Here is a 17,093-nt window from a genome sequence, read left to right as displayed (position 1 = left end):
AGGTTATTTTTTATTCTGAAGAAAAAAGTCTACTGAATATTTCCCTGCTCCCGTAAAAGCGAGTAGAATAAACCCAAACATAAATAACAAAGGTAGTTCCTGCTTCCCAAAACCATCGGGCATATGAACAATTAAAGCAGCCACCGCCATGGTGATAATAATAGGAATTGCTGCAAACCGGGTGAGAAATCCTAATAAAATAAAGACAGCACAAATAAACTCGGCAAAAACCACCAGAGTAAAAGACAAATTTTCCCCCAAACCAATGGGGTCTCCAAATTTAATTTCATCGGGTCCAAAAAAATCAAGAAGTTTAGGAAATCCATGAGTTAACATTAAAGCAGCAATAGCTACCCTAAAGATCAACAATCCCAGATCTAAATTCTTTAAATTTAAATTAGTGCGGTAAGTGTTTGTCATAATATCAAGAGATTTACTTCTAAAATATAGAAAAGAAAGCAATCCCTGTTTGAATTAATTCGAAAATCTAAATTTTAGATACATATTCTTATTAATATTTTTCACATAGTAGGAAGGGATAAAATCTCATATTAAAAAGAAGAATTACTTTTTATCGATTTTTTACGTATTTCATCGACATATTTAAATCTATTTTTATATATTTAAAATATGATTATAAAGCTGAAAATTCTTTTGATCTTTTCTATCCTCTGCATGATTTCGGGTCAGGGATTTGGGCAATATAGTGCATCTGCAAACTTTACGGCTTCTGCTAATATAATAGAACCTGTTTCTATAAGAACCACTTCTAATATGAATTTTGCGAATATAGATGCTGGCAATGGTGGATCAGTGATCCTAAAGCCAGATCATACCAGAAGTACTACTGGCGATGTTCGGCTGGATAATACAGCAAATGTCTCCGCTGCAACCTTTGAAGTGAATGGACAAAATGGATATGCTTACACCATTAATATACCCACAGAATCTTTTAGAATGTTAAATGGAACTGATGAATTGGTTTTAAAAAATTTCAATACTGGTACTATTTCAGTTTTAACTTCAGATTCTCAAACTATAAGTCTGGGCGCAACTCTGGAAGTTGCAGCAGCGCAAAAGCCAGGACTTTACACCACCCCCTATCCAATTGAAATAACGGTAAGTTATAATTAATTTTCCCTAAGTATTTTATGTAAGTCTTTTCTTCTTAACAAATAGTTAATGTAATTTCTATCCTTGCTTCCCGTTTTTCGAAATTAAATCATAAATATTCATTGTTTTTAGCCTTTTAACGAGTATAATCTACCGCTTAACGAATAATTTTGGTCAATCCTGATATAAGGACCCATATTTACAGCGCTAAATCAAACTAATATACCTACAAACTATGAAGAAGATTACTTTTATTTTATTTGCGCTTATATCAGGAAGCGTTTTTGCCCAAGATGACAGTGGTACAGCTGACGTTTTCGCTGAAATTGTAACTCCTATTAATGTTGAAAATGGAACTGCATTAAATTTTGGAAGCATTGTTGCCGCAGAAGGTGGTAATGTTAGAGTGAATACAGCAGGTACGCGATCATTTTCTAATAATAATATGGAAGTGACTTCAGTCGATCCTATCACGGCTGCTTCTTTTGAAGTAACTGCAGCTAATCTGTATTCGTATAGTATATCTATTCCTTCTATTGTTTTGACTGGAGCTGGTGATGATATGGCGGTATCTTTTACTCATGATGTAGATGGAGAAACTGATGGTACAGCAACAGGTAATGGTGCGGTGCAAACTTTAAAAGTTGGAGGTCTTCTTACAGTTGCTTCAGGTCAAGTGGCGGGAACTTACGATGGTGTGGTAACTGTAACTGTAGCTTACGAATAATAATTATACCTTATAAAAATATAAAAAACGCCGCCCGCTGTGGCGGCGTTTTTTATATCAACCACTAATCAACCAAAAAATAAAAATGAAAAAACTACTTTTTCTTTTTATTGCACTATCTGTCCAGCAGTTCTGTTCGGCCCAGGCTTCCGCTTCAGCGACAGTAAATAGCAGGGCCACGGTAATAGATCCTATTAAAATTGATAAAACGGTAGACCTGGATTTTGGAAATATAATTAGCGCCTATAACCCCGGACAGGTTATTCTTTCGCCAGATGGTTCCCGTGTAGCTTATGGGGTACAGATTTCCAATTCCATTCCGGGGACTGTAAATCCTGCAGAGGCAATTGTTACCCACGGAAATAACAATTATTCGATAACTCTTCCCGAGCAATTTACTTTATATAACCAGGAAAATCCAAATCAGATTTTAATAATTGATCGGTTTACGGTACAACCTCAGGAAGGTAATCTAATAGATATTATTAAAATTGGTGCGACATTAAACCTTGAAGCTAATCAAACTTCAGGCTTTTATACCAACTCCTCTGGTTTTAATGTAACGGTATCCTATAATTAAATTTTTAGTTTTCCTTAACAGGTAAATTCTTATTTATACCTTTGAAATTAAGTAAATATTATACAAAACCAGCCCCCTTATATGGTAAGAAAACTACTTAGCCCCCTACTTCTATTTTTCATTTTAATTTTTTCAGGACTTCCAGTATTCGCACAGGGAGATCTTATGATCATGCCTAAACGCCTAGTGTTTGACGGTTCAGAACGCTCACAGGAAATAAATCTAGCAAATACAGGAAGTGATACAGCAGTCTACGCAATTTCTTTTGTGAACTATAAAATGACTCAGGATGGAAATTTTGAACAGATAGAAGAACCTGAAGAGGCTCAGCGTTTTGCCACAAATTTTTTAAGATATTTTCCTCGCCGGGTTAGTCTTGCTCCAAATGAAGCTCAAACCATTCGCGTACAATTAACCAGAACCGGAGATCTTGAACAGGGCGAATACCGATCCCATATGTATTTTAGAGCTGTAGAAGAGCAAACTGCTCTTGGTGCTGAGGAAGCCGAAGCAAGCGAAGGTATTTCCATCAATATCAAAACCGTTTTCGGTATAAGTATTCCAATTATTATTCGCCAGGGAAAATCAACTACAGAAATCGAATTAACAGATCTTTCATTAAACACCCAGGAGGAAACGCCAAAGCTTTCCCTAATGATAAATAGATCTGGAAATATGTCAGCATATGGAAATTTAACCGCCACTCACATCGCTCCCAATGGATCTGAAACTGAAGTAGGTATGGTCAAAGGTATTTCAGTCTATACCCCTAACTCGAAAAGAAGTTTCAGTTTTGAACTTAGAAATGCAGGAGACGTTGATGTGAAAACAGGGATTATAAAAGTGACTTATTCAGAAGAGAAAGGAGAAACTTTAGCTACAAAGGAAATTTCCTTAAAATAATATGAAGAAAAACTTCCCCCGGTTTTTTAAATTTTTAAAACTTGCCTTGTTGGTCGTGGGGTTGTGTTTTTTCCAATTTTCATTCGCTCAGGATATAGTTTCAACCGAAGATGGTAACTGGCACGAAGTAGTATGGAACCCAGCCGGGTTACCGGAAGCAACCGATGATGTTCAATTATCTCATTCCATAACAATAGAGAGAGATTCCGTTGTTCAGATAAACAATTTGAACATTGGTCAAACCGGTGAAATCATTGTTCTTGGTACTTTAGTGGTAAATGGAAATATCAATATGGATAATAATGGTTCATATTTCGGGATGGGAGATTCGGCGAGGGTTATTATTTTCGGAGATTTTATTGCTTCCAACAAAGTTGATGTTTCTATTTCCAGTTATTTGATTATTCATGGAAGTTTTAATAAAAGCGGTAGTGAAGGACAGGGTAGTCTGGATGTAGAGAATGGGAATATTTACATTTATGGTGATGTAGATGGTTGGCCTAATTTTGGAGATTGCGATGAGGAGGAAAGTTACTCTGGAACCCCGGAGGAAAGCGGTACTTGTGACTATGGTTCTGAAGATGATTTGGCAAATAACCCTGATATCCCAGATGAATTATTAGAATTGAATAATTGCTACGATCTAAGTAATATTTCAAATCAGATTGTTTGCGAAGGAGCCTCTGCTACTTTCAGTATTCCTGAGATTAATGGGGTAAATTATCAATGGCAACTGAAATTTCAAAATAATGACTGGACACCGGTTGGAACTGACTCAAACACTTTCACTATAAATAATACTACATTAAGTGATACTGGAAATATTTACCGGGTTATTGTAAAACCAGTTAATCCAGATAATACCAATTGTAAAATATCTATTTCTCGTAAAGTAAGCCTGAATGTTCAAAAGGCTGGAATCTGGACTGGAAACGATGATACAAACTGGAATAATAATGCCAATTGGAGCTGTAATTATATCCCAACCTTTGAAACTAGTGTTACAATTCCAGATAGCTTGACTTCAAATAATTATCCAGTAATTTCATCTGGAACTAATGCGTTTAGCAAAGATCTTGTTATCGAAGATTATGCTTCAATTAAAGTAGATGGGAACTGGTTACGCATTGCCGGGAGTCTAACCAATGCCGGAGTTCTAAATACCGAAACAGGAAGCGTTTCTTTTGAAGGAACTTCAGCTCAAATTATTCCAAATTCAGCATTTGAAAATAATAGAATTCAAAATTTACAAATAAATAATATTTCTGGAGTAATATCAGAAACAACTATTGAAATTACCGGTACACTTAAAGTTCAGGCAGGAAATTTTGATACCGGGAATGATCTCACTTTAATTTCAGATGAAAATCAAACCGCGCTGATAGATGGCAGTGGAAATGGTGAAGTAATCGGTCTGGTGAATATGCAGCGGTATCTTGATAAAGCTTTTGGCTATAAATATTTTAGTTCTCCGTTTCAAAATTCTGTAGTTGGTGATTTTGCGCCATATATGGATTTTCAGGATCCGGTTACTGCTTTTCCACATTTCTATAGGTATGATGAAAATCGAAATGTTTCTATAAACGATATCGTTCGAGATGCTACAGGTTGGGAACCTTATATCGAAACCGAAAATAGTTTAAATACTGCTGAAGGTTACGCGCTTAATTTTGGTGCTTCTTCAGGATCACAAACAATAGAATTAATTGGTGAAGTAAATAATGGAAACATTCCTGCCCGTCAGTTAGAAAATAATCATCTTGAATATACCAAAGGCTTTCACCTGGTGGGAAATCCCTATCCCTCCCCTATTAATTGGAATGCTGCTCAGGGATGGACCCGAAATAATATTGATGATGGGATTTACTTTTTTACTGCCAGTGAAAATAGCCAATACACCGGTAAGTATACCGCGTATGTAAACGATATTTCTACCGGAAATCCGCAGGCCGATGGCCGCTCTTCCAACATTATTCCTTCCATGCAGGGCTTCTTCATTAAGGTAAGTGATTCTGATACTCAAAATAAAGAAACTGGCAGTTTTGGAATGGATAACAGGGTACGTGTAACCGATTTTGAACAGGAATTCCTAAGAACTCAGCTTACCCATCAAAAAGCTTTAATTCGATTGGAAGCTGCATTTAATAAGGCTGAACTTAAAGATCCTATGGTCATCTATTTTTCTTCTTTTGCAACTCCAAATTTTGAAAAAGAAATGGATGCGCATAAATTGATGAATACTGATCCTGCGGTACCTAGTTTTTATAATATTACCGAAGATCAAAAGGAATTGGCCATTAATGCAATTTCTTATCCCGATAATGCCGACTATAAAAAAATTCCGTTAGGAATTAAAGCCGAGAAAAGTGGAGTAATGAAGATCAACCTGGCTTCACTAGAAAATATAAGTCCAAATCTCAACATCTATTTAATAGATCATAACAAAGGTATTGGTCAAAACCTGCGCAAAAAACCTGAGTATACTTTTAATATTGAAGCAGGAACGCATAATTCCAGGTTTGAATTAATGTTTTCTGAAGAAAAAGTGGCTAACCCTGCCGTAGCTTTTAATGAACTATTTCATGTAGGTGTAAGAAATGGAGATGTGATTGTGAAACTGAATTTAGAAAATAATCAACAAGGCATTTTACGGGCAAGTACGATGACCGGTCAATTACTTCAGACTAAACCGGGTGGAAGCCAGGATGAAGTGATCTTTGATAGAATAACCAGTGACGGAGTTTATATTATTAACCTTCAGCTGGGTAAAGGTCAATATGCGAAAAAAGTAATCATCAAAAAATAAGAATAAACCATGCATAATTTCCGCTTTTATAAAAAACATTCCTGGCTCCTGCTATTGATGTTTTCAGTAATAGAAATTAGCGCACAGGAAAATCCGCCTATCCCAATAGAAGTGGAAGTAAGAACCTCCAGGAACCTGAATTTTGGTGCCTTCACAGTCGGAGATGCCGGTGGAAATGTTAGTGTGAGTTATGATGACCAGCGAACGGTGAACGGGGATATTTTTGAACTTAATTTTGGTGAACCAATTTCAGCTGCGCTTTTTGATGTTTATGCCAATCCCGGTACTATAATCCAAATACAACAAATGGGTGATACTGAATTAACAAATGGCAATGGCGGGATTATTTATCTTAGCATAGATAGCTTTAGTACCGGTCAACGCACTTTTGTAACCCAGTCTCCAAATGCACAAACTCCTAATGAAGTTTTTGTAGGTGGCACTTTAACCATTCCTGCAGACAATTCCGGAAATCTTCCAGGTAGGTATAATGGGACTTTTACCCTTAATTTTATTCACCAATAGTAAGAAGGCTTCGCTTAATGCAAACACTGTTCTGTGCTTTTTCTATTGAGTTTTATAAAAAACTATTTTCGGTATTTATTTTACTGTCTTTTTCTTATTCGGGAATAGCTCAGGAAGATTATCCTGCCTATGATGAATTGAGCGTAGAAATGAATGTACCTGATCTGGGTACTATCGAAATTCCTATCGCCATCAAAAACCAGGATGCTTATATTCCTGTAAAAGATTTATTCGATTTTCTGAAAATCAAAAATGAAGAAACTTCAAATGGAATTGAAGGTTTTATCATACATCCCGATTCTTCGTATGTTATAAATTCATCAGAGAATAAAATTCTTTATAAAGATCAGGAATATCAGCTTAGCGAGGAGAATTTCATCAAAACTCCGCTTAATCTTTATTTGAAATCGAATCTTTTCGGAGAAATTTTCGGTTTAAATACCAATTTTTCTTTCAGAAGTCTTTCGGTAACTATGAAGACTAAAAAAGACCTGCCCGTTATAAAAGAAATGCGTCTAAAGAAAGTTAGGGAGAATTTAAATCGTGTAAAAGGTATTATAGAACCAGATACGACGATGGCCAGGCGTTATCCATTTTTTAAAGGTGGAGCTTTAGATTGGGGCGTGGTCACCACACAACAAAGCAATTTTGAGAACGATAATAGGTTAAGTCTTGGTTTGGGAACGATGTTCCTTGGTGGTGAAACCAATTTGATGCTTAATTATTCCACAAGGGTTCCTTTTAATTCCCGAAATCAATTCTACCAGTGGCGATATATTAATAATGAAAGCAAATTATTTAAACAGGTAACTGCCGGTAGGATATTTACCCGTGCTACCTCTTCCCTATTCGCTCCCGTAAGTGGGGTGCAGATAAGCAATAGTCCGTTTCAAAATAGACGTTCGTTTGGGACTTACCTGTTGAACGATTATACCGATCCCAGATGGACAGTTGAACTTTACGTAAACAATATTCTGGTAGAATTTACCCAGGCAGATGCTTCAGGTTTCTATACTTTTGAAGTTCCGCTCATGTATGGAAATACCGCCGTACGATTAAAATTTTATGGCCCTTACGGTCAGGAGCGCATTGAAGAACGCATTATAAATATCCCATATAACTTTGTACCGAAAAATGAATTGGAATACACCATAAGTGCCGGAATTGTTGAAAACGAGGATCTGGATAGATTTTCCCGGGTTAATTTCAATTACGGACTTAGCAATTCTATCACTATTGGTGGGGGTGCAGAATATTTTACCGGGGTGCTGGATAGGGAAGTAATGCCCTTTGTGAATTCTTCTATAAGATTTGCTTCAAATTTTCTATTTACAGGAGAATACATGCATGGCGTAAAAGGCGAAGGACTTCTAAGTTATAGAACTCCCGGAAACGTTCAGGTAGATCTTAATTATATTAAATACGATGAAGACCAAACCGCCATCAATTTTAATTATCTTGAAGAAAGGAAAATAAGTTTCTCGGCGCCAATTAGATCTAAGAACTTTTCGATTTTCAGCAGATTTAGTGTGAACCAGATCATCATGCCTACTACCGAGTTTACTACGGCGCAATTATTACTTTCCGGGGCAATTATGGGCGTTAGTACTAACCTTACTACGTATGGTATCTACAACGATCGGGTAAAAAATCCTACCATATATACCTCCCTTTCCCAAAATTATCGGCTTCCAAATAAATTCCTTTTCTCACCACAGGTACAATACGATTTCAGTCGAAATCAATTCAACAATATCATACTTGAAATAGAACGTCCGGTTTTTGACAAAGGCTTTTTAAATGTGGCCTATGAGAATAATTTACTTAGAAATGCGCATATTTTTGAAGTCGGTTTAAGATATGCCTTCAACTTTGCACAAACCTCGGTAACCTCCAGACTCGGTAATAGAAATAATTCTTTTGTCCAATCGGCTCGTGGAAGTTTATTATTAGATGATAATACGGGTTATATAATGGCAAACAATCGTACCGCGATGTCCAGGGCCGCTCTTAGTATTATTCCATTTCTTGATTATAATACCAACGGGAAACGAGATCCAATGGAACCGGCGGTACGTGGAATGGAAATTAAGAACACTGCAGGCAGGCTTTCTTATAATGAAGATGAAACGGTACTGAGAATTACCGAACTACAGCCATATATAGATATTTTGCTGGAAGTAGACCCAAACAGTCTTGATAATATTGCCTGGAAAGTCAAGAACGAAAAAATAAAAGTGCATACAATACCTAATCAGTTTCAGGAAATTGAAGTGCCGGTAGAAGTTCTAGGAGAAGTGGCCGGAATGGTCTATTTCAAAGAGGAAAACAAGCTTCGCGGTCAGGGCAGGATCACGGTAAATATCCTGGACGAGAACAGAGATCTTGTAAAATCAATTCTAACTGAAGGAGACGGTTATTTTACTTACCTGGGTCTTAAGCCTGGTATCTATACCGCTGAAATTGATCCGGTACAAATGCAGAAACTTGATTATGACGCAAGTGAAGCTATTCAATTTGAAATTGAGATAGATGAATATGGGGATATTGTAGATACATTGGAATTCACCATTCAAAAAGGTCAATAACTAATATCTAATATTTCCAATTTCCTGATTTCCTCCCCAAGTTTAAAATCTACTTCTTCCCCTACTTTTTTCCCGGTAATAGCTCTAGCAATAGGAGCTACGAAAGCGATCTTTTTCTTCTTGATATCGGCTTCATCTACTCCAACTATTTGAAACTCCTGTAGCTGTCCGGAGGTTTTATTTCTAAGTTTGACTTTCGCCCCAAACCTTATTTCATCATCAGGTTGATCTTTAAGATCGAGGAGCCTGGCAGTTTGCAGCCGTTCCGAGAGGAGATTTATTTTTCCGTCAATCAGGCTTTGGGCTCTTCTTTTCTCGGTATCATTTTCAGCTTCTACGTGTGCTCTTTCATATTCAAGATCTTTTAATTCCTGTTTAAGTTCTGCAAGCCCGTTTGGTGTCACATAATTGGTCGCTCCTTCGGGGATTGCTGCTCTGGGAGGTATTAAAACCGGTTCTTCCTGATCTTCTTCTTTTACAAATCCTCTACTCATACTTTTGTTTTTCTATGTAATCTAGGAAATAATATCAATATGAGTTCTTTCTACCAAAGCAGGAATCATAAATATTTCAGAAAGTAAAACAGGAATACGAACTTAAAACTACTTTTATTGAATAAATAAAAGCATGACTCTGGAGATTATCATTTTGTTTACCATCATTCTCATTGTGATATTCCTTTTTGCATTGGAAGTATTTCCAGTAGACAAAATCGCTTTCTTCATAATGGTAAGCCTTTTAATTACCAATCTTATTAGTCCCGAGGAAGCTATTTCAGGATTTTCAAGCCCCGCAACCATCACCGTATTAGCTCTTATGATCATTGCCATTGGGCTGGAAAGTAATGGCGTGATAGACTGGCTTGCCAACGGATTAAAAAAATTACGTGGTTTACCCCTGTTTTTAATGATTCCTGTGTTTATGTTTATTGCCGGGGGTATTTCCGCATTTATAAACACTACAGCAGTTGTACTGGTTTTTGTGAAAATCATAGACGAATTAAGCCTGAAATATGATATTCCCAGTTCTAAATTACTACTGCCTATTTCATTTGCCGGGATTATTGGAGGGAGTTTTACACTTATGGGAACTTCCACTAACCTTATCGTGAATGCCGTGGCAGTAAAGAGAGGTGTGGAAAAGTTCAGTTTTTTTGAATTTTCCTGGTATGGAGGGATATTTCTAATCATCACCGTGATCATTGTGAGTTTGATGGCCCACTTTCTTCCGAAGAATAAAAAAAGCAGTATATCAAATGTGTATGATCTGGACGAATTTATAACCCGGGGAATCGTAGCTAAGGATTCTGAACTTATTGGAAAAAATATAGGGGAAGTATTTGGAAGTGAAAATGAAGGCATCGAGGTGATCCGAATGAAACGTGCCGCAGTGATCAATGAACACCCGGGAAAATATACCACGCTAAAGGAAGGAGATCAATTATTATTACGCTGTAATATTGAGCAGCTCATCAAACTGAAGGAATCGGGAGATCTTATCATTATTAAAAAATCAGATTTAAAACCAGGAGATCAAGAAGAGGAAACTGAAGAAAGTCTTGAAGAGAATATTCAGGTGGTGGAATTACTGATGCTCCCTAATTCCCCATTAATAGGAAAGAGTATTAAAACTGTAGGTTGGTATGATCTTCACGGCGCGGTACCCCTGGCGATTAGAAAAAGAAGAAATTTCAGAAATCCTGGGAGAAGAATTTTTGACAAGAAATCTGATGATATAGAATTGAGAGTCGGTGACCGTTTGTTAGTTGAAGTAACAGAGAATGATCTGGAACATCTCAGTAAAATGGACAATATCAGTATTCTGCAGGAACATCAGGATATCAAGGTTACTACCAAATGGAAACGAAATTTGACTTTTGGGATACTTTTACTGGTAATTGGCCTATCTGCATTCTCAATTTTCCCAATTTTAAAAAGTGCGCTTATTGGTTGTTTTCTGTTGATCTTTTTAAAATGTATAGATCTCGGGAAAATATATTCACAGGTAAACTGGCAGATCATCTTTCTACTTGCCGGAATGATCCCGCTAGGTGTAGCCATGAGCAACACCGGTGCCGATCAATGGATTTCAGATAATCTCCTGAAATTGTTTGATGAGAAGGCGAATTTTGTGGTTATTGGGCTGCTATTCTTTGTGACCATGTTCTTAAGCGGATTTATTTCAAATAATGCCACGGCGATCATTATTGCTCCTATTGCCATCACTATTGCCACTTCTTTAAAACTAGATCCCAAACCCTTTATTCTGGCGGTATTATTTGCCGCAAATTTCAGTTTATTTACTCCGGTAGGTTATCAGACAAATACCATTATCTACGGAATGGGAATCTATAAATTCAAACATTTTCTATTAATAGGAGGTGTAGTTTCAATTGCGCTTTGGATCACGGCGACCATTCTTCTTTCAGGACAATTATAAAGTCTTATTTTTGAAAAAAATTATATGCCAAAATTGCTTGTTATCGGACATGTCTGGCCGGAACCAAAATCCTCGGCTGCAGGCACCCGAATGATGCAATTACTGGAGTTCTTTCAAAATGAGAAGTATGAGATCACTTTCGCTACTACGGCCCGTGATACCGATAACAAAGTAGATCTAAATGCTTTAGAAATTGAAACTGAAAAAATAAAATTAAATGATCCTGAATTTGATGTTTTCCTTGAAAGATTAAAACCAGATGTGGTGCTCTTTGATCGCTTTATGATGGAAGAACAATTTGGATGGAGAGTTGATGATATTTGTCCTGAAACTATAAAAATTCTTGATACAGAAGATCTTCATTTCCTGCGTAAAGCACGTCAACAAGCATATAAAGAAAAGTCTGATGTATCTTATCTCGATTCAGAAATTGCTAAAAGAGAGATCGCCGCGATATACAGATGTGATCTTAGTTTGATGATTTCAGAAATTGAAATAGAATTACTAAAATCCCAATTTCAGGTTCCTGATAATATTCTCTTTTACCTGCCATTTTTATTGGAAAAAATCACGGAAGAAAACCAACACCGTCTTCCTGAATTTGAAGAACGAAAAGATTTTATCAGCATTGGGAATTTTTTACATGAACCTAACTGGAATGCGGTACTTTATTTAAAGGAAAAAATATGGCCGGAAATAAGGAAAAAACTTCCTGAAGCCAGCATGCAGATCTATGGTGCCTATCCCTCACAAAAAGTTTTAAATCTGCATAATCCAAAAGAGAATTTTATGGTGAATGGCTGGGCAGATAGTTCAGTAGAAGTGATGAAAAATGGGAGGCTTTGCCTCGCTCCTATTCAGTTTGGCGCAGGATTAAAAGGTAAACTGGTAGAAGCTATGCAAAATGGGACACCTTCTGTTACCACTCCTTTAGGAGCAGAAGGGATTAATGGCAAAATGAAGTGGAATGGTTTTATAACTAATTCAGATAAAGAATTTATTATCAGAGCAGTTGAGCTGTATTCAGAAAAAGACCTGTGGAAAGAAAAACAAGGATTGGGATTTGAAATTATTAATAAACGTTTCCTTAAAACAGAATATTTAGGCCATTTCAGACAAGAGTTAGCTAAACTCTTTAATGACCTCCAGACTCACCGATCATTAAATTTTACAGGCAAGATGCTGAAACACCATTTACACAAAAGCACCTATTTCATGTCTAAATTCATTGAAGAAAAAAATAAACGCCGAAATTAAAAAACCGCCGGCTGTAAATACATCCCGGCGGTTTTCACTACACAAAAAAACAGTTTAACAAACTCAAACAAAACCGTTAAACAGAGTTTAGTTGTTTCACAAATAGTTTTTCATTAAGCTTTTGCAAAACCTCAATTTTATTTCTGGTATCAACCAGCAGTGAAATATTATTATTACTACCTCCATAAGAGATCATTCTAACGGGGACATCCTGTAAGATCTCAAAAAGTCTGGAAGTGCCTCTATCTTCTATAAGCCCTTCGCCCACCACACATATAATACTATGGTTAGCATCCACGCTAATCTCTCCATATTTATCAAGCTCATCCAGAATTATATCAAGATTCGAAGTATTATCTATCGTCAATGAAATTGCGATTTCTGACGTGGTGATCATATCAATCGAAGTTTCATATTTGTCAAAAACTTCAAATATCTTTTTTAGAAAACCATGCGCCATCAGCATTCGGTTGGACTTGATCTTGATGGCCGTAATCTCGTCTTTCGCTGATATTGCTTTTAGTCCCTTTCTTTCTGCTAACGCACTAATGCAGGTACCGGTGGCTTCCGGGGTGAATGTATTTTTTAAATAAACAGGTATATTTTTTCCTATAACCGGAGATATTGTTTGAGGATGTAGAATTTTAGCTCCAAAATATGCGAGTTCGGCAGCTTCTTCAAAACTCAACTGCGACACCGGCTGTGTATTTTCAACAAACCTGGGATCATTATTGTGCAGGCCGCTTATATCTGTCCAGATCTGGATTTCAGTAGCTCTTATCGCCGCTCCCAAAATAGTGGCAGTATAATCGCTGCCTCCTCTTTTTAAAGTGCTCACTTTATCTTGTGAATCCATTCTCACAAAACCCTGAGTAATTAAAATGTCACTCTCTTCAGAAGATTTTAGAATATCGTTCAGTAATTCTCCAACCAGGCCTGTGTCAGGGTTTTCCAGATTACTTATATGCATAAATTTTCGGGCATCCAGCAATGTATTATCTAAAGATTCAGTTTTTAGATAAGAACTGAAAATAAAAGTCAAAAGCCTTTCTCCCGTTGTGGTAATCTTCGCATCTGTTTCCATGTTCCATTCACTGTTAGAAACCAGCAAAAGTTCTTCCAGTTGAGCAAGAATTTCAGCTTTTACAGATTGATTGAAAATTTCATCGGAGATCAATTCGTCTATTAGCTCGAAATGCTTAATTTTTAAAAACTCTATTTTTTCAGAAATTTTAGAGATTCTTCCACTTTTAACCATATCTGAAATCTCCACCAAATGATTGGTGACTCCAGACATGGCCGATAATACCAGTAATTTATTCCCGGGAAGATTGGAAATAATATTCTTTACATTTCGAATGCTGGCAGTAGAGCCAACCGATGTACCACCAAATTTTAAAACTTTCATATCCAGTAAATTCAGGCTGCATAGGTATTATTAAAATAAAGTGACACAAAAATTATATTTCATTTTATATACATTTGTACAAAATGTTCAATAATTAACAATGAAGACCATCACTACCTGTGTACATGATATAATTAGGCATCAACCATTTCTGGATGATGCGATTGCGAGAGATATCGTAAACTTTAGCGGTTTAGCCGCTGATATTCAAACTCAGGTGGAAAAGGAAATGAGAAAACCGGTTAAACAGGGAAGTATCATTATGGCTCTAAGACGTTATGCCCCCACCAGGACCAAGGTAAATATGCAGAGTCTGCGTGAACTGGGAGACATTATTGTACGTTCGGGGATCACAGAATATACTTTCCTTAATTCCAAGACTATTATCGCCAATAAGATTAAATTAATGGAAGCCGTAAAAGATCAAACCGGAGTATATCTCAATTATTCCAGTAACTATCAGGAAAGCAATATTCTGGTATCTTCTTCGCTGACAGATCTGGTCGAAAAATGTTTTAGAAGTGAAGTGAGAGTTTCAATTAAAGAAGAACTTTCTTCAATAACGATTGAACTGCCCAAGAACAGTTCGCAGAGTGTAGGTTTGTATTTTTATATTTTTAAATTGCTGGCGTATGAAGGAATTCCAATTTTTGAAATGATCTCCACATCAAACTATTTTGCTCTGTTTCTTGAAAAGGAATATGTGAATAAAGCCTTTTTACTCATGAATGAAATTAAGCAATAATCTACCAGTATTCATAATAGACACCGGTCATTGCTACTACTGCTAAAACAATAATGATGGCAATTGCAATATAAATTATCTTATTTATATTTTTCCTTGCAGCCCGGAAAAATTCCAGATCAGAATTTCTATTTGATTTATCTTGAGTAAACATTGATTGGTTAGTAGTTTTCAAAAACGGAGTTCAATATACTAAAAATCAAACACTTAAAATAATATTAATTAAATATTTCATAATATAGATTATTTTCATTCCGGTTGATTATAAATTTAATAAGTAAAATCAATCAATTATGAAGAATATCTTAAGGGCTCTCCTGGCAGGCTGGGGAGCTAAAAAACTGGGTGGTGGCTGTGGCTGCATTGGAATAATCGTGGTATTTATTATCCTTTGGATCTTATTAGGATATTTAGGACTAGGTAGTTAATTATAATCTTTAACCAATGAAGCCCATTCCATGCTTTTAAGTGTTCTTACTAGCACCGGATTCACTATTTCTAAAAGCTCTGAATCTTTCGGGAATGCATAGCTATAATAATCTTTTTTCAGGCTTTGACCCAGAATTTCAAGATCGTCGGCTAGATCTCTTCGTTCTATCTCATATTTAAGAATAGGTTCATCATATACAAAAAGAGTAGATTTCTCATCAAGAATAGCCTGCAGACCTTCTGAGCCGCTGTTTACCAGATCACTTTCAATATTATAAAGATTCAGAAGTTCCTGTGAACTTGAACTGCTCACCGTGGTTACCTTGAATCTTTCCAGATCCTGAATGTTGGTTATTTCTTCATTGATACTTTTTACAGTTAAGGAAGAAGCTATTCCCGCTGTAAAACTTGATATGATGATAACCGCCATAAACATCCAGATAAGTCCCACTATTCTACCCCCGGTGGTTCTGGGTGATTTATCTCCATAACCCACGGTAGTCATGGTAACCGCACTCCACCAGAATCCCTGCATAACTCCCTTAAAACTACCTCCAAATTCTTCAGGGTTTTTCTTTCGCTCGAAAAACCAAACCAAACTTCCAAATATAAATATGACTAATAATAAAAGGGCTATGACAGAAAAGAAATCCCAGCTAAAAAAATTCTTGAGATGTTTTAAAATGTTAGATTCTTTCTTTTTTGCCACACTGGTATGAGAGATAAAGTAAGGCTGGGAAAAATTCATGCGCTTCATACGATTATCTGTAACCGTAATTGGATTAACGCTAAGGTCTACTTCTCCATTTTCAATTCCATCCAGCAGACTTCCAAGATCATCATATTCTCTGAACTCATACTCCATCTGCAGTTGCTCATTCACCATTTTCCAGGAAGAAATGCTTAAACCGGAGTATCCCTGAGGATTTATTTCGACAAAAGGAGGAGTTTCGGTAATTCCTATTATTAATTTTTTCTGAATCTTAAGAGAATCGGTTTTTTGTGAAGATCCTTGAAAAGGAATGAATAATATAAAAATCAATAAGAAGGTACTTCGAAAAAAAGACATCAATAATTTTTTAAATTTCGAATATAGGATAAAGATATTACACTACTTAATTTGAAATAGAGTCCTTGTGAAATATATAGGAGATATTAAGCTTTTTCCTGCCAAATTTCCTTGCTTTCTCTACATTCTCCCCCATATAAATATCGATTTTATTTCTCCAGCGATAATGCATTTTATCTTTTACCAAGAAAATACTATCAAAACCTTCAATCTTAACTTTTGAGTTATGATCCAATCCTAATTCTATAAGATCCCTGGAAACGGCAATTGCGTTCATTCCAGGTTTCAAGGTATCCCCCCAGGCTGTTATATTGGGTTGACCTTCGGTTTGATATCCTAAAGAATTATAGGCGGTAGCTGTCACACAAACCGTAATCCAATCTACATCTTCTTCTTTTTTACTTTTACAAGAGTAGGCTAATGTCCATAATATTAATAATACTATAGCACGATATAAGTACTGATTTAAGTTCAGAAAAAAGTTTTTCTTATCACACATTCAGC

General features: G+C 36.2%; 17 protein-coding genes. 11 read left to right on the top strand and 6 right to left on the bottom strand.

What is annotated here, in order from left to right:
• Positions 1 to 3: 3 nt before the first annotated feature.
• Complete coding sequence (locus LGQ90_RS02510) at positions 4 to 420, bottom strand: DoxX family protein (RefSeq protein ID WP_229337792.1); 417 nt, start codon at positions 418 to 420, stop codon at positions 4 to 6.
• A gap of 210 nt (positions 421 to 630) precedes the next feature.
• On the opposite strand from LGQ90_RS02510, the gene LGQ90_RS02505 reads away from it, so the two are divergent.
• The 7 genes from LGQ90_RS02505 (at position 631) to LGQ90_RS02475 (ending at position 9,242) form a co-directional block, all read left to right on the top strand.
• Positions 631 to 1,134 carry a DUF4402 domain-containing protein gene (locus LGQ90_RS02505; protein WP_229337790.1) on the top strand — a complete coding sequence of 168 codons (504 nt, stop codon included), beginning with the start codon at positions 631 to 633 and terminating at the stop codon, positions 1,132 to 1,134.
• Positions 1,135 to 1,348: 214 nt separating this feature from the next.
• On the top strand, positions 1,349 to 1,840 hold the full coding sequence (locus tag LGQ90_RS02500) for a DUF4402 domain-containing protein (protein ID WP_229337787.1): 492 nt from the start codon (positions 1,349 to 1,351) through the stop codon (positions 1,838 to 1,840).
• A gap of 85 nt (positions 1,841 to 1,925) precedes the next feature.
• Positions 1,926 to 2,420 carry a DUF4402 domain-containing protein gene (locus LGQ90_RS02495; RefSeq protein ID WP_229337785.1) on the top strand — a complete coding sequence of 165 codons (495 nt, stop codon included), beginning with the start codon at positions 1,926 to 1,928 and terminating at the stop codon, positions 2,418 to 2,420.
• 81 nt (positions 2,421 to 2,501) lie between these two features.
• Positions 2,502 to 3,323: a fimbrial biogenesis chaperone gene (locus LGQ90_RS02490; protein ID WP_229337783.1), complete on the top strand. Its 822-nt coding sequence runs from the start codon at positions 2,502 to 2,504 to the stop codon at positions 3,321 to 3,323.
• 1 nt (position 3,324) lies between these two features.
• Positions 3,325 to 6,129, top strand: coding sequence for a T9SS type A sorting domain-containing protein (locus LGQ90_RS02485; protein WP_229337781.1), 2,805 nt, complete (start codon positions 3,325 to 3,327; stop codon positions 6,127 to 6,129).
• 9 nt (positions 6,130 to 6,138) lie between these two features.
• Positions 6,139 to 6,654 (top strand): DUF4402 domain-containing protein, encoded by a 516-nt coding sequence (locus tag LGQ90_RS02480; protein ID WP_229337779.1) that lies wholly within the window; start codon positions 6,139 to 6,141, stop codon positions 6,652 to 6,654.
• 17 nt (positions 6,655 to 6,671) lie between these two features.
• Positions 6,672 to 9,242 carry a hypothetical protein gene (locus tag LGQ90_RS02475; protein ID WP_229337777.1) on the top strand — a complete coding sequence of 857 codons (2,571 nt, stop codon included), beginning with the start codon at positions 6,672 to 6,674 and terminating at the stop codon, positions 9,240 to 9,242.
• On the opposite strand, the gene LGQ90_RS02470 is transcribed toward LGQ90_RS02475, so the two are convergent.
• A complete protein-coding gene (locus tag LGQ90_RS02470) occupies positions 9,236 to 9,736 on the bottom strand; it encodes a GreA/GreB family elongation factor (protein ID WP_229337775.1) in 501 nt (166 codons plus the stop codon). The two genes, LGQ90_RS02475 and LGQ90_RS02470, sit on opposite strands and share 7 nt — an antisense overlap.
• 133 nt (positions 9,737 to 9,869) lie before the next feature.
• Between LGQ90_RS02470 and LGQ90_RS02465 the strand changes: the two genes are divergently transcribed.
• Both LGQ90_RS02465 and LGQ90_RS02460 read left to right on the top strand, forming a co-directional pair.
• Positions 9,870 to 11,681, top strand: a complete 1,812-nt coding sequence (locus tag LGQ90_RS02465; protein WP_229337773.1) for a sodium:proton antiporter — start codon at positions 9,870 to 9,872, stop codon at positions 11,679 to 11,681.
• Positions 11,682 to 11,705: 24 nt separating this feature from the next.
• Positions 11,706 to 12,938, top strand: coding sequence for a glycosyltransferase (locus tag LGQ90_RS02460; protein WP_229337771.1), 1,233 nt, complete (start codon positions 11,706 to 11,708; stop codon positions 12,936 to 12,938).
• Positions 12,939 to 13,014: 76 nt separating this feature from the next.
• Here the strand turns inward: LGQ90_RS02460 and LGQ90_RS02455 are convergent, their stop codons facing one another.
• Entirely contained in the window at positions 13,015 to 14,346 is a 1,332-nt protein-coding gene (locus tag LGQ90_RS02455; protein ID WP_229337769.1) for an aspartate kinase, read from the bottom strand.
• A gap of 100 nt (positions 14,347 to 14,446) precedes the next feature.
• Between LGQ90_RS02455 and LGQ90_RS02450 the strand changes: the two genes are divergently transcribed.
• Complete coding sequence (locus tag LGQ90_RS02450; RefSeq protein WP_229337767.1) at positions 14,447 to 15,091, top strand: hypothetical protein; 645 nt, start codon at positions 14,447 to 14,449, stop codon at positions 15,089 to 15,091.
• Position 15,092: 1 nt separating this feature from the next.
• Here the strand turns inward: LGQ90_RS02450 and LGQ90_RS02445 are convergent, their stop codons facing one another.
• Positions 15,093 to 15,245 carry a hypothetical protein gene (locus LGQ90_RS02445; protein WP_229337765.1) on the bottom strand — a complete coding sequence of 51 codons (153 nt, stop codon included), beginning with the start codon at positions 15,243 to 15,245 and terminating at the stop codon, positions 15,093 to 15,095.
• Between the two features lie 139 nt (positions 15,246 to 15,384).
• Here LGQ90_RS02445 and LGQ90_RS15030 point away from each other — a divergent pair, with 139 nt between their 5' ends.
• Positions 15,385 to 15,519 carry a hypothetical protein gene (locus LGQ90_RS15030; protein ID WP_262904322.1) on the top strand — a complete coding sequence of 45 codons (135 nt, stop codon included), beginning with the start codon at positions 15,385 to 15,387 and terminating at the stop codon, positions 15,517 to 15,519.
• On the opposite strand, the gene LGQ90_RS02440 is transcribed toward LGQ90_RS15030, so the two are convergent.
• Together LGQ90_RS02440 and LGQ90_RS02435 are read right to left on the bottom strand one after the other, a co-directional pair.
• Positions 15,516 to 16,589, bottom strand: a complete 1,074-nt coding sequence (locus LGQ90_RS02440; RefSeq protein WP_229337762.1) for a transporter substrate-binding domain-containing protein — start codon at positions 16,587 to 16,589, stop codon at positions 15,516 to 15,518. The two genes, LGQ90_RS15030 and LGQ90_RS02440, sit on opposite strands and share 4 nt — an antisense overlap.
• A gap of 46 nt (positions 16,590 to 16,635) precedes the next feature.
• Complete coding sequence (locus LGQ90_RS02435; RefSeq protein WP_229337760.1) at positions 16,636 to 17,088, bottom strand: 3D domain-containing protein; 453 nt, start codon at positions 17,086 to 17,088, stop codon at positions 16,636 to 16,638.
• Positions 17,089 to 17,093 lie beyond the last annotated feature (5 nt).

It is taken from the genome of Christiangramia sediminis (genome assembly GCF_020552705.1).
Classification (GTDB): domain Bacteria; phylum Bacteroidota; class Bacteroidia; order Flavobacteriales; family Flavobacteriaceae; genus Christiangramia; species Christiangramia sediminis.
The sequence above is the reverse complement of the archived record's forward strand: the minus strand, read 5'-3'. Positions and strand labels throughout refer to the sequence as shown.

Coding starts and splice junctions, on each gene's coding strand:
- LGQ90_RS02480 (WP_229337779.1), top strand. CDS start 6,139: ATGCATAATTTCCGCTTTTATAAAAAACATTCCTGGCTCCTGCTATTG.
- LGQ90_RS02455 (WP_229337769.1), bottom strand. CDS start 14,346: ATGAAAGTTTTAAAATTTGGTGGTACATCGGTTGGCTCTACTGCCAGC.
- LGQ90_RS02485 (WP_229337781.1), top strand. CDS start 3,325: ATGAAGAAAAACTTCCCCCGGTTTTTTAAATTTTTAAAACTTGCCTTG.
- LGQ90_RS02490 (WP_229337783.1), top strand. CDS start 2,502: ATGGTAAGAAAACTACTTAGCCCCCTACTTCTATTTTTCATTTTAATT.
- LGQ90_RS02510 (WP_229337792.1), bottom strand. CDS start 420: ATGACAAACACTTACCGCACTAATTTAAATTTAAAGAATTTAGATCTG.
- LGQ90_RS02475 (WP_229337777.1), top strand. CDS start 6,672: ATGCAAACACTGTTCTGTGCTTTTTCTATTGAGTTTTATAAAAAACTA.
- LGQ90_RS02435 (WP_229337760.1), bottom strand. CDS start 17,088: ATGTGTGATAAGAAAAACTTTTTTCTGAACTTAAATCAGTACTTATAT.
- LGQ90_RS15030 (WP_262904322.1), top strand. CDS start 15,385: ATGAAGAATATCTTAAGGGCTCTCCTGGCAGGCTGGGGAGCTAAAAAA.
- LGQ90_RS02495 (WP_229337785.1), top strand. CDS start 1,926: ATGAAAAAACTACTTTTTCTTTTTATTGCACTATCTGTCCAGCAGTTC.
- LGQ90_RS02505 (WP_229337790.1), top strand. CDS start 631: ATGATTATAAAGCTGAAAATTCTTTTGATCTTTTCTATCCTCTGCATG.
- LGQ90_RS02500 (WP_229337787.1), top strand. CDS start 1,349: ATGAAGAAGATTACTTTTATTTTATTTGCGCTTATATCAGGAAGCGTT.
- LGQ90_RS02450 (WP_229337767.1), top strand. CDS start 14,447: ATGAAGACCATCACTACCTGTGTACATGATATAATTAGGCATCAACCA.
- LGQ90_RS02440 (WP_229337762.1), bottom strand. CDS start 16,589: ATGTCTTTTTTTCGAAGTACCTTCTTATTGATTTTTATATTATTCATT.
- LGQ90_RS02465 (WP_229337773.1), top strand. CDS start 9,870: ATGACTCTGGAGATTATCATTTTGTTTACCATCATTCTCATTGTGATA.
- LGQ90_RS02460 (WP_229337771.1), top strand. CDS start 11,706: ATGCCAAAATTGCTTGTTATCGGACATGTCTGGCCGGAACCAAAATCC.
- LGQ90_RS02445 (WP_229337765.1), bottom strand. CDS start 15,245: ATGTTTACTCAAGATAAATCAAATAGAAATTCTGATCTGGAATTTTTC.
- LGQ90_RS02470 (WP_229337775.1), bottom strand. CDS start 9,736: ATGAGTAGAGGATTTGTAAAAGAAGAAGATCAGGAAGAACCGGTTTTA.